Source organism: Mesorhizobium sp. M0960 (genome assembly GCF_040319055.1).
Taxonomy (GTDB): Bacteria; Pseudomonadota; Alphaproteobacteria; order Rhizobiales; family Rhizobiaceae; genus Mesorhizobium.
In genome coordinates, this window is record NZ_JAMYNN010000002.1 from 376,719 (window position 1) to 390,544 (window position 13,826).

13 protein-coding genes are annotated in these 13,826 nt (G+C 62.3%); 9 read left to right on the top strand and 4 right to left on the bottom strand.

The annotated features are described in order from the left end of the window. The first annotated feature begins 59 nt into the window (after positions 1-59). From NKH63_RS06885 to NKH63_RS06905, 5 genes are all read left to right on the top strand, one after another. A complete protein-coding gene (locus NKH63_RS06885; RefSeq protein ID WP_023719626.1) occupies positions 60-860 on the top strand; it encodes an inositol monophosphatase family protein in 801 nt (266 codons plus the stop codon). 99 nt (positions 861-959) lie between these two features. Beyond that, complete coding sequence (gene trhA, locus NKH63_RS06890) at positions 960-1,667, top strand: PAQR family membrane homeostasis protein TrhA (RefSeq protein WP_352917732.1); 708 nt, start codon at positions 960-962, stop codon at positions 1,665-1,667. Between the two features lie 115 nt (positions 1,668-1,782). Beyond that, entirely contained in the window at positions 1,783-2,808 is a 1,026-nt protein-coding gene (locus tag NKH63_RS06895; protein WP_023719628.1) for a MotA/TolQ/ExbB proton channel family protein, read from the top strand. A gap of 1 nt (position 2,809) precedes the next feature. Continuing rightward, positions 2,810-3,841, top strand: a complete 1,032-nt coding sequence (locus NKH63_RS06900) for a peptidoglycan -binding protein (protein ID WP_352480924.1) — start codon at positions 2,810-2,812, stop codon at positions 3,839-3,841. A gap of 262 nt (positions 3,842-4,103) precedes the next feature. Continuing rightward, positions 4,104-4,502, top strand: a complete 399-nt coding sequence (locus NKH63_RS06905) for a hypothetical protein (RefSeq protein WP_023719630.1) — start codon at positions 4,104-4,106, stop codon at positions 4,500-4,502. Between the two features lie 79 nt (positions 4,503-4,581). On the opposite strand, the gene NKH63_RS06910 is transcribed toward NKH63_RS06905, so the two are convergent. After that, positions 4,582-4,932, bottom strand: coding sequence for a DUF1304 domain-containing protein (locus NKH63_RS06910; RefSeq protein WP_352917733.1), 351 nt, complete (start codon positions 4,930-4,932; stop codon positions 4,582-4,584). A 184-nt stretch (positions 4,933-5,116) separates the two neighbouring features. Here NKH63_RS06910 and NKH63_RS06915 point away from each other — a divergent pair, with 184 nt between their 5' ends. Both NKH63_RS06915 and NKH63_RS06920 read left to right on the top strand, forming a co-directional pair. After that, the gene (locus NKH63_RS06915; protein WP_352917734.1) at positions 5,117-6,601 is read left to right on the top strand and encodes a carboxypeptidase M32; all 1,485 of its coding nucleotides are present in this window, start codon (positions 5,117-5,119) and stop codon (positions 6,599-6,601) included. 206 nt (positions 6,602-6,807) lie between these two features. Further along, positions 6,808-8,835 (top strand): DUF3857 domain-containing protein, encoded by a 2,028-nt coding sequence (locus NKH63_RS06920; protein ID WP_352861123.1) that lies wholly within the window; start codon positions 6,808-6,810, stop codon positions 8,833-8,835. 25 nt (positions 8,836-8,860) lie between these two features. On the opposite strand, the gene NKH63_RS06925 is transcribed toward NKH63_RS06920, so the two are convergent. Beyond that, positions 8,861-10,663 (bottom strand): ABC transporter transmembrane domain-containing protein, encoded by a 1,803-nt coding sequence (locus tag NKH63_RS06925; RefSeq protein WP_352917735.1) that lies wholly within the window; start codon positions 10,661-10,663, stop codon positions 8,861-8,863. Between the two features lie 204 nt (positions 10,664-10,867). Between NKH63_RS06925 and rpmE the strand changes: the two genes are divergently transcribed. Then, on the top strand, positions 10,868-11,089 hold the full coding sequence (gene rpmE / locus NKH63_RS06930) for a 50S ribosomal protein L31 (RefSeq protein ID WP_006327661.1): 222 nt from the start codon (positions 10,868-10,870) through the stop codon (positions 11,087-11,089). 70 nt (positions 11,090-11,159) lie between these two features. Here the strand turns inward: rpmE and NKH63_RS06935 are convergent, their stop codons facing one another. Beyond that, positions 11,160-11,867, bottom strand: a complete 708-nt coding sequence (locus NKH63_RS06935; protein ID WP_352640134.1) for a hypothetical protein — start codon at positions 11,865-11,867, stop codon at positions 11,160-11,162. Between the two features lie 160 nt (positions 11,868-12,027). Between NKH63_RS06935 and NKH63_RS06940 the strand changes: the two genes are divergently transcribed. Further along, positions 12,028-13,101 (top strand): helix-turn-helix domain-containing protein, encoded by a 1,074-nt coding sequence (locus NKH63_RS06940; protein WP_352480931.1) that lies wholly within the window; start codon positions 12,028-12,030, stop codon positions 13,099-13,101. Positions 13,102-13,117: 16 nt separating this feature from the next. Here NKH63_RS06940 and NKH63_RS06945 read toward each other — a convergent pair whose 3' ends face one another. Beyond that, positions 13,118-13,759, bottom strand: coding sequence for a TetR/AcrR family transcriptional regulator (locus tag NKH63_RS06945; RefSeq protein ID WP_352480932.1), 642 nt, complete (start codon positions 13,757-13,759; stop codon positions 13,118-13,120). Positions 13,760-13,826 lie beyond the last annotated feature (67 nt).

Consider the following 13,826-nt stretch of genomic DNA (forward strand, 5'->3'; position numbering starts at 1 on the left):
GACTTTTTGGATAGGATCACGCGTCAAAGCAGATAGGCGCAGCGACAGGAAGAAGAGCAATGGCGCGTTCCGCGATCCTCAATGTCATGGTCCAGGCCGCAATGAAGGCCGGCCGCTCGCTGTCGCGCGACTTCGGCGAAGTGCAGAACCTGCAGGTCTCGATGAAGGGGCCGGGCGACTATGTCAGCCAGGCCGACCGCAAGGCCGAAGACATCGTCTTTGCCGAACTGTCCAAGGCGCGGCCCGGCTACGCCTTCCTGATGGAGGAACGCGGCGTGATCGAGGGCGACGACGGCCAGCACCGCTGGATCGTCGATCCGCTCGACGGCACCACCAATTTCCTGCACGGCATCCCGCTGTTCGCGATCTCGATCGCGCTGGAGCGCCAAGGCCAGATCGTCGCCGGCGTCATCTACAATCCGGCGATGGACGAGCTCTACACCGCCGAGCGTGGCGGCGGCGCCTTCATGAACGATCGACGGTTGCGCGTCGCCGGCCGCACCAAGCTGGTCGATGCGGTGATCGGCTGCGGCGTGCCGCATCTCGGGCGTGGCCAGCACGGCAATTTCCTTGTCGAGTTGCGCAATGTCATGGCCGAGGTCTCGGGCGTGCGCAGCCTCGGCTCCGCCTCGCTCGATCTCGCCTACGTCGCCGCCGGCCGCATGGACGGTTTTTGGGAAATCGGCCTGTCGGCCTGGGATATTGCCGCCGGCATGTTGCTGATCCGCGAGGCGGGCGGCTTCGTCTCCGATTTTGCCGGCGGCCAGGACATGCTGACCGCCGGTTCGGTCGTTGCCGGCAACGAACTCATGCAACGCGCGCTGTTGAAGACGGTGAAGAAGCCGCTCCCAGCGCGCTGATGTAGTCGCGCCGCGCTGAAGCGCCGCAGTCGCAAAACCGCAACCAAAGCTTGAAATACTGTCCCGCGGCCGCCCAGATAAGGCGACGCAGGATCATCGATGACGAACAGCCGGCCCACATCCCAGAGCGAATTATCCCAGCTCGACATCCCCTTCATGGGGCGCTGGCATTACTCGCGCGCCGAGATCATCGCCGACGGTATCGTCCACGCCGTGGGCATCGTGCTGGCGATCGCTGCCGGCTCGACGTTGCTGGCACTGGCCGCCTATCGAACCGGCCCCGGCGAAAATGTCGCCGCCGCCTTCTATGTGGTCTCGCTGCTCACCGTGCTGTCGGTTTCGCTGGCCTATAATCTGTGGCCGGTATCGTCGCCGGCGAAATGGATATTGCGGCGCTTCGACCATGCGGCGATCTACCTGCTGATCGCTGCGACCTACACGCCGTTCCTTGCCCAGCTCGGCGGCTCGCCGCTGGCTGTTTCGATGATCGTCCTGGTCTGGATCGCCGCGACGTTCGGCATCGCCATCAAGGTCTTTCTCCCCGGCCGTTTCGACCGGCTGGCAATCGTGTTCTATCTCGCCATCGGCTGGAGCGGCATCGTTCTGGTGGAGCCGCTCCTACGGACGCTGCCGGCGACATCGATCGCCCTCATCGTTGCCGGCGGCATCGTCTATTCCTGTGGCGTGATCTTCTTCGCCTGGAAAGGCCTGCGCTTCCACAATGCGCTGTGGCACGGCTTTGTCGTCACCGGCGCCGGCCTGCATCTGGCCGCCATGGTCGACTGCCTGGTCATCAACCGGCTTTGACCTCCGGTCGCGGACAGTGGCAATATTGCCAAGCGCCATTCAATTTCGTCACAATTCCGTTTAGAGTCGCAAACACAATGTGATCGGCGGCGATGGCATCGGAAACGGGGCACGGATGACTTTACTCAGATCCTTCGGCATGGGCAGGCGCTCCGACGTTCTGATCTACGACCCGCACAAATTGTCGAGCCCGCAGGTCTTTCTGCTGACCATGGTGATCTTTCTGTTCATCGTGGCCTTTATCGCCGCCATCCTGACCCGCCAGATCTCGACCGCCTTCGTCACCAATCCCGGCCTCAACGGCCTGATCATCGGCGTGCTGGCGGTCGGCATCCTGCTGGCCTTCGTCCAGGTCGGCCGGTTGTTCCGCGAGGTGCGCTGGGTCAATTCGTTCCGCGCCGGTTCCGAAACCACCGAACCCGTGCTGCTGGCGCCGATGAAGGCGATGATCGGCCGCTCCTCGACGATTGCCTTCTCGACCAGTTCGATGCGCACCATGCTGGATTCGATCGCCACCCGCCTCGACGAAAGCCGCGACACCTCGCGCTACCTTGTCGGGCTGCTGGTGTTCCTCGGCCTGCTCGGCACCTTCTGGGGCCTGCTCAACACGATCGGCTCGATCCGCGAAACCATCGAGTCGCTCGATCCCGGCACCGGCGACGCAGCGGCCGTGCTCGAATCCCTGAAGCAGGGGCTTTCCGCCCCTTTGGCCGGCATGGGCACCGCTTTCTCGTCGTCTCTGTTCGGCCTGTCCGGCTCGCTGGTGCTCGGCTTCCTCGACCTGCAGGCCGGCCGCGCCCAGACGCGCTTCTATACCGAGCTCGAGAACTGGCTGTCCTCGGTCACCGACCTGTCCTCCGACATCGTCGTTGCCGACGCGGCCAAGAGCGAACCCTCCGATGAAATCCGTCTGTTGTCGGAAAAGCTGCGCACCCTGCAGGAGAATGGCGGCGGCTCCAATCCGCGCGTCGCCACCGCCATGGCCAATCTCGCCGACGGCATTTCTGGCCTGGTCAAGAACATGCGCTCGGAACAGCAGATCATGCGCGACTGGGTCGAGGCCCAGTCCGACGAGCAGAAGGCGATGCGCAACACCCTGGAGAAGATCGCCGACGCCTTGAAGAAACCTGGAGTGCATTGACGTGGCGTTGGCACGAGGCCGGCGCTCCGACCGCCGCATCGATTACTGGCCTGGCTTCGTCGATGCGCTGTCGACGCTGCTGTTGGCGATCATGTTCCTGCTCACGGTTTTCGTGCTGGCGCAGTTCCTGCTCGGCCGCGAGATCTCCGGCAAGGACACGGTGCTCAACCGCCTCAACTCCCAGATCAATGAGTTGACCCAGCTTCTGGCGCTGGAGCGCTCGACGACGCAGGACAAGGAGGACACCCTTGCCAATTTGCAGGCCTCGCTGTCTGCATCGGAGGCGGAAAAGAGCCGGCTCGAACAATTGCTGGCGCAAGGCGCTGGCGCCGGCGACGCCGCCAACCAGCGCGCAACGGCACTTTCCGGCGAGCTCGACAGCCAGCGCCAGATCAGTCAACAGGCACTGAGCCAGGTTGAAATCCTCAACCAGCAGATCGCGGCGCTACGCAGGCAAATCGGAGCGCTCGAAGAAGCGCTCAACGTGTCCGAAACGCGCGATCGCGAGTCCAACACCAAGATTGCCGATCTCGGCCGCCGCCTCAACGTCGCGCTGGCGCAACGCGTGCAGGAACTGAACCGCTACCGCTCCGATTTCTTCGGCCGCTTACGTGAAATTCTCGCCGACCGCGAGAACATCCGCATCGTCGGCGACCGCTTCGTCTTCCAGTCGGAAGTGCTTTTCCCGACCGGCTCCGAAGTGATCAACGATGCCGGCAAGGTCGAAATGAAGAAGCTCGCCGATGCCATCATCGAATTGCAGAAGGAGATCCCGCCGGAGATCAACTGGGTGCTGCGCGTCGACGGCCACACCGACAACAAGCCGCTCTCCGGCACCGGCCGCTACCGCGACAATTGGGAATTGTCGACGGCGCGCTCGACATCGGTGGTCAAGTTCCTGATCGAGAACGGCGTGCCGGCCAACCGGCTGGTCGCGGCCGGCTTCGGCGAATTCCAGCCGCTCGACCCCGCCGATACCGAAGAGGCGCGCAACAAGAACCGCCGCATCGAGCTGAAGCTGACCGAGCGGTGATCTGCAAGCCTTTGGCTCGTTACATGCACCGGATCGAGCCGGCTCAAGTCGGCGGCATCTAGGGCACTGGTGCGGCAGCCGCAAGAGCTGAAAAAATTACCTTTTTTTAATTACACTTTGCCGCCACCGCCTTTTAGCCTTGGTCTGGGCCGAGAACCGCCGGCGGTGGAACCGCTCATCGCGACGCGACGGAACCTGACGGCCCGCGGCCGGAAGGCAGGAAAACCCAACCATCGCCTTCCCCAGTAAAGGAGACGCAACCATGCGCTTCTTCGCTCCCAGGAACCTCAGGACTGCTACGCTCGCCACACTTCTCCTCGCCGTTCCGTTTGCTGGCGCTTACGCCGGCCCGCGTGAGACGGCCTTGATCAATCAGATCCAGAGCGTGGAGACGGGTATCCAGGGCGCCATCCGGGCGAACAAGCTCGAGCCGGGCGAGGCGCGTGACTTGCGCACGCAGGTCGCTCAACTCGATCGGGCCGCCCAGAGGGCCGCGCGCGAGGGAACGATGCCGAGCACGCAATATCAGCAGTTGCTGGCGCAGCTCGACGATGTCAGCCAAAAGCTACGCGCTGATACCGGCAGTGCCTTCCTCATCGGCAACGGCGGCGATGGCGGATACTATCCTAACGGCTACGGCCCAAACTATCCAGGCGGCTGAGATCGGCCGCAGCGCCCGGCGCTGTGGCAATTGATTTTGCGTATGATCCTTTTCCAGTTTTCGGTTCAGGGATCATGCGCTAGCACAACGCCAACGCAATCAGCGCCAGCATTGCCGGCACTGTCTGGATGAACAGGATTTTACGGCCCGCCGTCGCCGCGCCGTAGAGGCCGGCGACGGTGACGCAGAGCAGGAAGAAGACTTTGAACTGGAAACCGGCTTCGCCGAGGTAAAGCCCCCAGATCAGCCCAGCTGCGAGAAAACCGTTGTAAAGTCCCTGATTGGCCGCAAGCACTTTCGAGGCACTGGCGAATTCCGGCGTCAGCTTGAATACCATGTGACCGCGCGGCGTGTCCCACAGCACCATCTCCAGATAGACGATGCAGAGGTGGATCACGGCCACCAGCCCGACCAGTACATTGGCGATCATGTTTCGTCTCCCCCATTGCGGTCTGCCGCCGCCAACGACATTGATCACGCACGCCACCGCTTCCGCAAGATGCCTTTCGGCCGTTGCGGCCGGCAGTCGATGCATCGGTCGCAGACGGTTTTCAGGGGTTGCCAACACTTTTCCATTGGTATCTTTTCCCGCCGTCAAATCACCGGAACCCACCATGTCCTTTCAAAATCTCGACGACCTCGGCCACAAGCTCGAAGCGCTGGAACATGCCCTCGCCATTCTCGGCGCCGACGAGGCGACCCATATGGCGGTCGGCGGCGGCGAGAAGCGCGCAGAGGCAATGTCGGCGCTTGCCGGCATGCACCACGCCCAGGCGACTGCGCCGGAGATTGCCGATTGGATCGCGGCGGCCGAGCAGGAGGCGTTGAACGAAGAGCAGCAGGCCGCGGTCAGGGAGTTCCGCCGGCAATACACCAACCTGACCTGCCTGCCGGTCGAGTTCGTCGAGCGCCAGACGACTGTGCGCATGCGCTCCGAGCAACTCTGGCGCGACCTGCGCGCCAAGAACGACTGGGCCGGCTTCCTGCCGGCGCTCGAAGGCGTCGTGGCGCTGGTGCGCGAGGAGGCGACATTTCGCGCCGAGGTGCTCGGGCTCGAGCCTTATGACGCGCTGATGGAGCAATATGACCCGGGCAATCGCACCGCCGACATCACGCCTTTATTTGCTGAGTTGAAGACTTTCTTGAAAGGCTTCGTACCGGAGGCACTTGCCGTGCAGGAGGAGCGGCTGGCGAAACATCCGCTGAAGCCGCTTTCCGGCAGCTACCTCTTGGACAAGCAGCGCGAGCTCGGCCTCGCCATGATGGCCGCAGTCGGCTTCGACCTCACCCACGGCTCGCTGTCGGTTTCGCACCATCCCTTCTGCGGCGGTGTGCCGAGCGACGTGCGCATAACCACCCGCTACAAGACCTCGGATTTCCTGTCGGCGCTGATGGGCGTGCTGCACGAGACCGGCCATGCGCTGTACGAGCAGAACCTGCCGAAGGCGTGGGCGCACTGGCCACTCGGCAGAGCGCGCGGCATGGCGGTGCATGAAAGCCAGAGCCTGTTCGTCGAAAAGGAGATCGGCCGCAATCCAGAATTCTGGCGCTGGGCACTGCCGGTGGTCGAAAGACACCTTGGTGAGAGCTGGACGATCGACGACATCCTGCCGCATGTGCACCGGGTCGAGCGCGGTCTGATTCGCGTCGATGCCGACGAGGTCACCTACCCGCTGCATGTCATCCTGCGCTACGAGTTGGAGCAGGAGCTTGTCTCGGGGCGGCTGGAAGCAGCCGACCTGCCCGAGGCCTGGGATGCCAAGATGCGCGATTATCTCGGCCTGTCGACATCAGACAATCCGGCTGATGGTCCGATGCAGGACGTCCACTGGCCGGGTGCCGCCTTCGGCTATTTCCCCTCCTACACGCTGGGCGCCATGATGGCGGCGCAGCAATGGGCGGCGCTGACCAGAGATCATCCTTCAGCCGACGAAGACCTCGCCAAGGGAGATTTCGCCGCGATCAACGACTGGCGCCGCAAAAGGATCTGGTCGCAAGGCTCGCGCTGGTCGACGCCGGAACTGCTCGAACGCGCCACCGGCGAAAAGCTCAATGCCGTGCATTTCACCGATCACCTGAAGAAGCGGTACGGTAACTGAGTCGCTTCGTCTGTTCCTGGTTCTTGCTGCGGTGACTGCAGAAATCCGCGAAACTGGCCTTTACTTTGGAAGGAAAGCCTCTGAAAAAGGAGTTCTTCCAAGTTGGGCGAGCGTAGATGTCTGCCTGTTACAGTTTTCATGGGATGAAGTCTTTCTGGCCCCGCTTGGTATTTTTCATCTTGTTGATCGGCCTGAGTTCTCCGGCCATGTCCGACGACATGGTTCTCAAGGGCCCCGCGGAAAGCTGGGTAACGCAGGTTGATATACCGGCTGCCGATCCCACCCGATCGGATCAAATCAAGAATGGCGTTTCATGGCTGCTCTCGGACGACCAGATCAAGCATCGCGCCGGCGGCTATGTCGAGTACTCGCGCACAGTCTATAAAATCGTTGACCGTCCCGGGCTGGATCGAGGCGCGAGTATCGATCTGCAATTCGATCCGTCCCGGCACAAGGTCACGCTCAACCATCTTCACATCATCCGCGACGGCGCCGTTTTGGACCGGCTGGAAGACGTCGAATTCGACATCTTCCGCAGGGAAAGAGATGCCGAGAAAGGCGTCTTCGACGGCTGGCTGACAGCACATGTCAACATCGATGACGTGCGCGCCGGCGACATCGTTGATTACGGATCGACCTATGAAATAACGCCGCTCGTCGGCAAGGATCTCTTCTTCAAGAATTTCTCCACCGAATGGGAAGAGCCGGTAGCGCTTATCCGCACGAGCATCATTTGGCCTTCGGGCCAGCCGCTCGAGACCAAGACAAGGGGGACCCAACTCAAGCCTTCGATCTCGTCGACAGGGCCGGACACGACCTATCTGTGGGAAATTCCAAACCCGAAACCGGTCAATGTCGAGGACAACCTGCCCGTGACATATCCAGGCTGGGGCTCTATCGATGTCGCATCGACCGCGAATTGGCAAAGTGTGGTCGATGCTGTTGCGCCCTATTACAAGCCAGCGACCGTTTTTCCCTCGGCTTTTGCCGCAAAGCTCGACGACATCGCACTGCGGCATCCCGTGCCCGAAGACCGGATGGTCGAGGCAATGCGGTTGGTGCAGGACCAGATCCGCTATGTAAGCCTGTCGATGGGTGCCGGTTCCTACATTCCGCGTGATCCCGCGACCGTCATCCTGAGCGGGTTTGGTGACTGCAAGGACAAGGCACTGCTGCTGGTTTCTTCGCTTGTGCGGCTTGGCATTGCTGCCGAGGTTGCCCTGGCCGATCTCGACGAAGGGCGGGCCCTGGACCAGCATCTGCCGGCGCTTCGCGATTTCGACCATGCCATCGTCAAGGCGAGGATCGGAACAAAGACATATTGGCTGGATGCTACCGACTATCTTCAGGGCGGCAAGGCGCCCAATCTCGCACAGTCGGACTACGGCTTCGCGCTGCCGCTTTCCAGCACCGGCGGATTGGAGAAGATGCCGAGTCCTGTGCTTACCAGCCCATCGATCCAGATCGCCGAGGACTTCGATTTTCCGCGGAAACCGGGCGATCCCCTCGTGCTGACGGTCTTCTCGACATATCAGGACGCCGATGCCGATTGGATGCGCGGCAATTTGGCCAGCCGGTCGCTGAGCGAGGTGTCGGACGCCTACCTGAAATACTACAACAAGCAATATCCGGGCATCCAAACCGTCGCCAAGCCGGAAATCGTGGATCGCCGCGACGACAACATAGTGAGCGTGAAGGAAAGTTATCGCTTGCCGGCAGAGGCGCTGGCGGCCAACGATCTGGCAAAGAATTTCCCGATCCGCGCGGCCGATCTCGGCAACAACTCTCTTCCAACCCCGACAATCGTCGACCGAACCGGGCCAGTCTCCATCGGCCCCCAGTTCTACCGGCGTCACAAGATAACGGTGCGCAACCTCAAGGCGAGGTTTTCCGGCGAGTCGATGAAAAACGTCGTGACGCCCTATCTGTCTCTCAAGGCGTCCTGGTCCAACACGCCCACCGAATTTCAAGTCGAATGGAACTTTCAGAGCCTGGCAACTGAAGTGCCGGCCAAGGCGATTGCCGACTATCTGAAAACCGTCGATGACGTCGCGGACGAAATCCGGTGGCAGTACGATTTTACCTATGAAGAGCCGCCTGCCGATGTGCAGCTCAGCGATCCGGCAAAGGAGCAGCGACAGACCGTCGCCAGCATGCTTTTGTTGTCGTTGCTTGTCGGCGTTCCCCTGTTCATCGCCTATCGACGCGGCAAACGCCGAGCTTTCGGTAGCTGAAGAATCCCAGCGGTCGCTGGGGGACCTACTCGGCCGCGCCCCTGAAGGCATTCGCCCCGGTTTCGAACTGCAGCTTGGCCAGCCGCGCATAGATGCCGCCCTTGGCGACCAGGCTCTGATGCGTGCCTTCCTCGACGATGCGGCCGCCATCCATGACCAGGATGCGATCGGCCTTCAGCACGGTTGCCAGCCGATGGGCGATGACGATCGTGGTACGCCCCTGCATCAGCCGGTCGAGCGCCGTCTGCACCAGCGTCTCGCTTTCGGCATCGAGTGCCGAGGTCGCCTCGTCGAGCAGAAGGATCGGCGCATCGCGCAAAATGGCGCGGGCGATCGCCACGCGCTGGCGCTGGCCGCCCGACAGCGTCACCCCGCGCTCGCCGACCTGGCTGTCATAGCCCTTTTCGAGTTTCAGGATGAACTCGTCGGCAAGCGCGTCTTTCGCCGCCGCCTCGATCTCGGCCTGGCTGGCGCCAGGCCGGCCAAAGCCGATATTGTCGCGCGCGCTTGCGGCAAAGATGGTGACATCCTGCGGCACGATGGCTATGCGCGCGCGGATCGCGGTCGGATCGGCCTCGCGCAGATCGACTCCGTCGATGACGATCCTGCCGGCTTCCGGATCGTAGAAGCGCAGAAGCAGCGAAAACACGGTGCTCTTGCCGGCGCCGGATGGTCCGACGATCGCCACCGTCTCGCCGGGTTTGACCTGAAAGCTGAGGCCATGGACGGCGGCGCGGTCGGGCCGGGCCGGATAGGAGAAGGAGACATCGTCGAAGCTGATCGCGCCTCTCGCCTTTGCCGGCAGCGGCTTCGGATCGGCGGGCGCCTGGATCGCGGGTTTCTCGGCCAGGATCTCGGTCAGCCGTTCGGCAGCGCCTGCTGCCTGGGACAGTTCGCCCCAGACCTCCGACAAGGCGCCGAGCGCGCCAGCAGCGAACACCGAATAGAGCAGGAATTGGCCAAGCGTACCTGGCGACAGCGTGCCGTCGAGCACGTCGCGCGAACCGAACCACAGCACCGCCACCACCGAGGAAAAGATCATGAAGATGGCGAAGAAGGTGAGAAAGGAGCGGGCAAAGATCGAGGCCCGCGCCGCTTCGAACGCTGCTTCCACGGCGGATGAAAAATACCCGGTGACAAGCTTCTCGTTGGTGAAGGCCTGCAGGGTGCGGACCGCGCCGATCTGCTCGCTGGCATAGGCGGTGGCATTGGCCAGAGTATCCTGCGCCAGCCGTGACTTGCGCCGCACCGAGCGGCCGAAGGCGACCAGCGGCAGCACGATTAACGGAATGGCCGCGATGACCAGGCCGGACAGTTTTGGGCTGGTGAAGACCATCATCGCCACGGCGCCAAGGCCGAGGATGACGTTGCGCAAAGCCACCGAGGCGGTAGCACCCACGGCCGATTTGACCTGTGTCGTGTCGGCGGCGAGCCGCGAGACGATCTCGCCCGACTGGGCCGTGTCGAAGAAGGAGGGCGACAGCGTCGTGACGTGGGCAAAGACATCGCGGCGGATATCGGCAACGACGCGCTCGCCCAGCGTGATGACGAAATAGTAGCGGCTGGCAGACGCCGCCGCCAGCACGGCGGCCATCACCACCAGCATGGCGAAATATTCGGCAATGAAGCTGGAATCGGAAGCGGAAAAGCCGTGATCGATCATCCGCCGCACGGCCAGTGGCAGCGCCAGCGTCGTCGCCGCCGCGACGGCCAGCGAGATGATCGCGCCGATGACCATTTTGCGGTAATGGGTGATGTAGGGAAACAGGCGCTGCAGCGGCCTCAGCGAGCGCCTGCGCTCGTCTGCATCGCCGCTGATGTTCGCCATGACCGTGTCCTTTGGCCTTTTGAGGTTTGCGCCATCAATATGCGCTTGCCGCGGCCTTGTGATTCAATTCCGGCTGATGTATAGGCTCGCCGACCGTTTTAGAAGCCGTGGCTCCTCAATAGCTGCGGCTTCGAGTTTTAAAAAGGGGCGCATCGACGCAGGCTTCAGCCCGTCGGCAGCACCCGGCAAGCCAGGAACAGAACCATGAAGACCGACATCCATCCCGACTACCACACCATCAAGGTCGTCATGACCGACGGCACCGAATACATGACCCGTTCGACCTGGGGCAAGGAAGGCGATACGATGAACCTCGATATCGACCCGACGACCCATCCGGCCTGGACCGGCGGCCAGCAGACCCTGCTCGACCGCGGCGGCCGCCTGTCGAAGTTCAAGAAGCGCTTCGAAGGTTTTGGCCTGTAAGGTCGAAGAACGCTCAAGCCGCATTGGCTGCCTGCAGATAAAAAACCCGCCCTTGTGGCGGGTTTTTTATTCAGCGGATCGTCGCGCGAACGAAATCGCCCTTGATGACGATCGAGGGTTTGGCGCCGGCGGTGTTGGGAAGCGAACTGTCGACGAAGGACGCCAATGCTGTCACCGAATAGCTGATCGGAACCTGCTGGCCGAAGGACAGCGTGGCATCCAGCGCCTTGCCGGCAATCGCGATGTTTTCGTCCTGCCGGATGCTGCCATAGAAGAGATTGACCTTCAGCGCCTCGCCCTTGAGATCGATGCTCGAAGCATGCCCGTCGAGTGAAACATCGGCGGCCTTGCCGGCGATGGCGATAGTAGAGAAATTCCCCGCCATGTTGGCTTGCAGCGCCGCTTGGTCGATCGACACGGAACTCTCGGGTTGGATGTTGGCGTTGATCTCGACCACGCAGTCCGAAGGATCCAGCCACGAGGAGGGAGCAACATCGATGCGTAGCGTCGAGGCCACCAGCTTCATGTCGCTGGCGGAACGGCAGTCACTGGCGAACCAACTCGAATACCAGCTCGCAAACCAGCCTTCACGGCGGCCGCTGATCGTCGCGTGGTAGGGTGCCGCGGACGAAGTGGTGAGCTTGACGGAACTGGCTTCGCCGGTGATGACGACGGCGCTCACCCCGACGAGATCGAGCGTCTTGGAGGCCTCACCGGTCGCCGGCGATGCCAGGGCAACGCCGGCAAAAGGCAGCAAGACGAGAATTGCGGATTTCATCATTGTCTCCGATCATGTTGGGCGGTCGCGACTGGACCGTGGCGTTGTCGAGATGATCTGAAACGTCGATTTCCGCGACCTTGATCGCGATCCGGGACGACCGCGAACGCAATCCGGGTCATTGTCGGCCGCTGCCCGCTTTGGAACCACGCTTGCGATCATGATCTTCATTCCCCTGCCATTCGTCGTTGCCCTGTTGCTGGTCATCCTGCTCGTGCAGATGGTCCGCCGAAACGAGGCCGATCTGCGTGAAAACATCGCCTTCATGCTGCTGATCGCCGCCTATGCCTTGCAGTCGGTGCTGATCGGCATTCGCTGGGGTTATGATGTCAGGGCAATCATGCCGTTCCAGTCGGTCCTGGCGACACTGATCGCACCCCTTGCCTGGATAGCCTTCAGCGGTTTGACAAAGGAACCGTCCGCGCATCGCCTGGCATCACTCTGGCCGCATTTGCTGCCGGCCTGCCTGGTTGTCCTGCTCCTGATCTTCTGGCGCGAGCCGGTCGGGCCGGTGATCATCCTCGTTTTCCTGTCCTATGGCGCCGCCCTTCTTTGGCTAGCGCTGGCCGGTCCGGATGTTCTTGTCGAATCGCGTCTCGACGGCGTCTTGCGGTCCTACCGATCGCTGTTGGTGACGGCGCTGGCGATCCTTGCATCGCCGGTCACCGACATCATCATCAGCTTCGACCTCGAATGGACAGGTGGCACTCATTCCGGCGCGGTGATTGCCGCCGCCAACGTCCTAGCGCTGATGCTGCTCGGCAGCGCGGCCGCTGTTGCCAGCGAAACCGCTGCTTCCGACGAAGAGGAAGAGGATGTGTCGCACGCCCAAACCACGCCACGGGTGACCAGCGAAGATTCCGCGGTCGCGGCGGCGGTCGACGCGCTGATGACATCGAAATATCTCTACAAGGATGTCGATCTCAACCTCGGGCGCATCGCCAGGCGGCTCGGCCTCCCCGCACGGCAAGTGTCATCGGCGGTCAATCGCGTCCACGGATCGAGCGTATCCCAATACGTCAACGGCAGGAGGATCGATGAGGCCCGCCGCTTGCTCGCGGCGACCGACGAACCGATCACCCGCATCATGCTCGACGCCGGTTTCCTCAGCAAATCGAACTTCAACCGTGAGTTCCTGCGCATCACCGGCCTGAGCCCGAAGGCATGGCGGCGGAAGTATCGGCCGCCGAAGGGCACGATGCCGGCCATCTCCTTGCCAGGCAAGGGAAAATGAATGCGCGCGGCGCCGGTCAAGCGCCGAGCAACTCTCGCAGAGCCATCCGCTTGTAGGCCGCAACCAGCCTGTCACCCTCTTGCCGGTCGACCGAAATCGCAAGCCGCATTGCGGCCTCGCCCATCTGCCAGATGAGAAATGCCGTGGTTTCCAGCGCTTCCGGATCGGCGGACGGCCGCAACCGCTTCAGCACCGTGGTGAGGAATTCGGCGTTGGCCCGGCTGTCGGCAAGCTCAAGCTCGCGCAATGCTTTGTCGGCCTGTGTCCCCGACCAGATGTCGCGCATCACCGGCTCGGCCAGGAATAACCGGTAGTAGATATCCACCAGCTCCGAAAACGCCTGGCGCAAGCCGTCGGCGTCACTGACGTCGGCGAGTGCCGCCGCGATGCAGGCCTGGCTTTCGGCGGTGTAGCGTTCGGCCAGCGCCCAAATGATTGCCCGCTTGTCCGGGAAGAACTGGTAGAGCGAGCCGATCGACACGCCAGCCCTCTCGGCCACCTCGCCCATGCGCATCGCATCGCTGCCTTGCTCGGCGATCAGCGCCGACGCTGCGGCCAGCATGCGCTCGACCCGCTCGCGGCTACGCTGCTGGCTCGGCGTTCGGCGCGGCGATGCGATCTGGCCATCCTGTGAATCCGATACGGCAGAGCCTTCCATCACTGTCTCCAGGCGAACAATCAACAAATTGGCTTGACTCGCAAAATACGAGGGTTTATCACGTTTG

Coding starts and splice junctions, on each gene's coding strand:
- NKH63_RS06885 (WP_023719626.1), top strand. CDS start 60: ATGGCGCGTTCCGCGATCCTCAATGTCATGGTCCAGGCCGCAATGAAG.
- trhA (WP_352917732.1), top strand. CDS start 960: ATGACGAACAGCCGGCCCACATCCCAGAGCGAATTATCCCAGCTCGAC.
- NKH63_RS06895 (WP_023719628.1), top strand. CDS start 1,783: ATGACTTTACTCAGATCCTTCGGCATGGGCAGGCGCTCCGACGTTCTG.
- NKH63_RS06905 (WP_023719630.1), top strand. CDS start 4,104: ATGCGCTTCTTCGCTCCCAGGAACCTCAGGACTGCTACGCTCGCCACA.
- NKH63_RS06910 (WP_352917733.1), bottom strand. CDS start 4,932: ATGATCGCCAATGTACTGGTCGGGCTGGTGGCCGTGATCCACCTCTGC.
- NKH63_RS06915 (WP_352917734.1), top strand. CDS start 5,117: ATGTCCTTTCAAAATCTCGACGACCTCGGCCACAAGCTCGAAGCGCTG.
- NKH63_RS06920 (WP_352861123.1), top strand. CDS start 6,808: ATGTCCGACGACATGGTTCTCAAGGGCCCCGCGGAAAGCTGGGTAACG.
- NKH63_RS06925 (WP_352917735.1), bottom strand. CDS start 10,663: ATGGCGAACATCAGCGGCGATGCAGACGAGCGCAGGCGCTCGCTGAGG.
- rpmE (WP_006327661.1), top strand. CDS start 10,868: ATGAAGACCGACATCCATCCCGACTACCACACCATCAAGGTCGTCATG.
- NKH63_RS06935 (WP_352640134.1), bottom strand. CDS start 11,867: ATGAAATCCGCAATTCTCGTCTTGCTGCCTTTTGCCGGCGTTGCCCTG.
- NKH63_RS06940 (WP_352480931.1), top strand. CDS start 12,028: ATGATCTTCATTCCCCTGCCATTCGTCGTTGCCCTGTTGCTGGTCATC.
- NKH63_RS06945 (WP_352480932.1), bottom strand. CDS start 13,759: ATGGAAGGCTCTGCCGTATCGGATTCACAGGATGGCCAGATCGCATCG.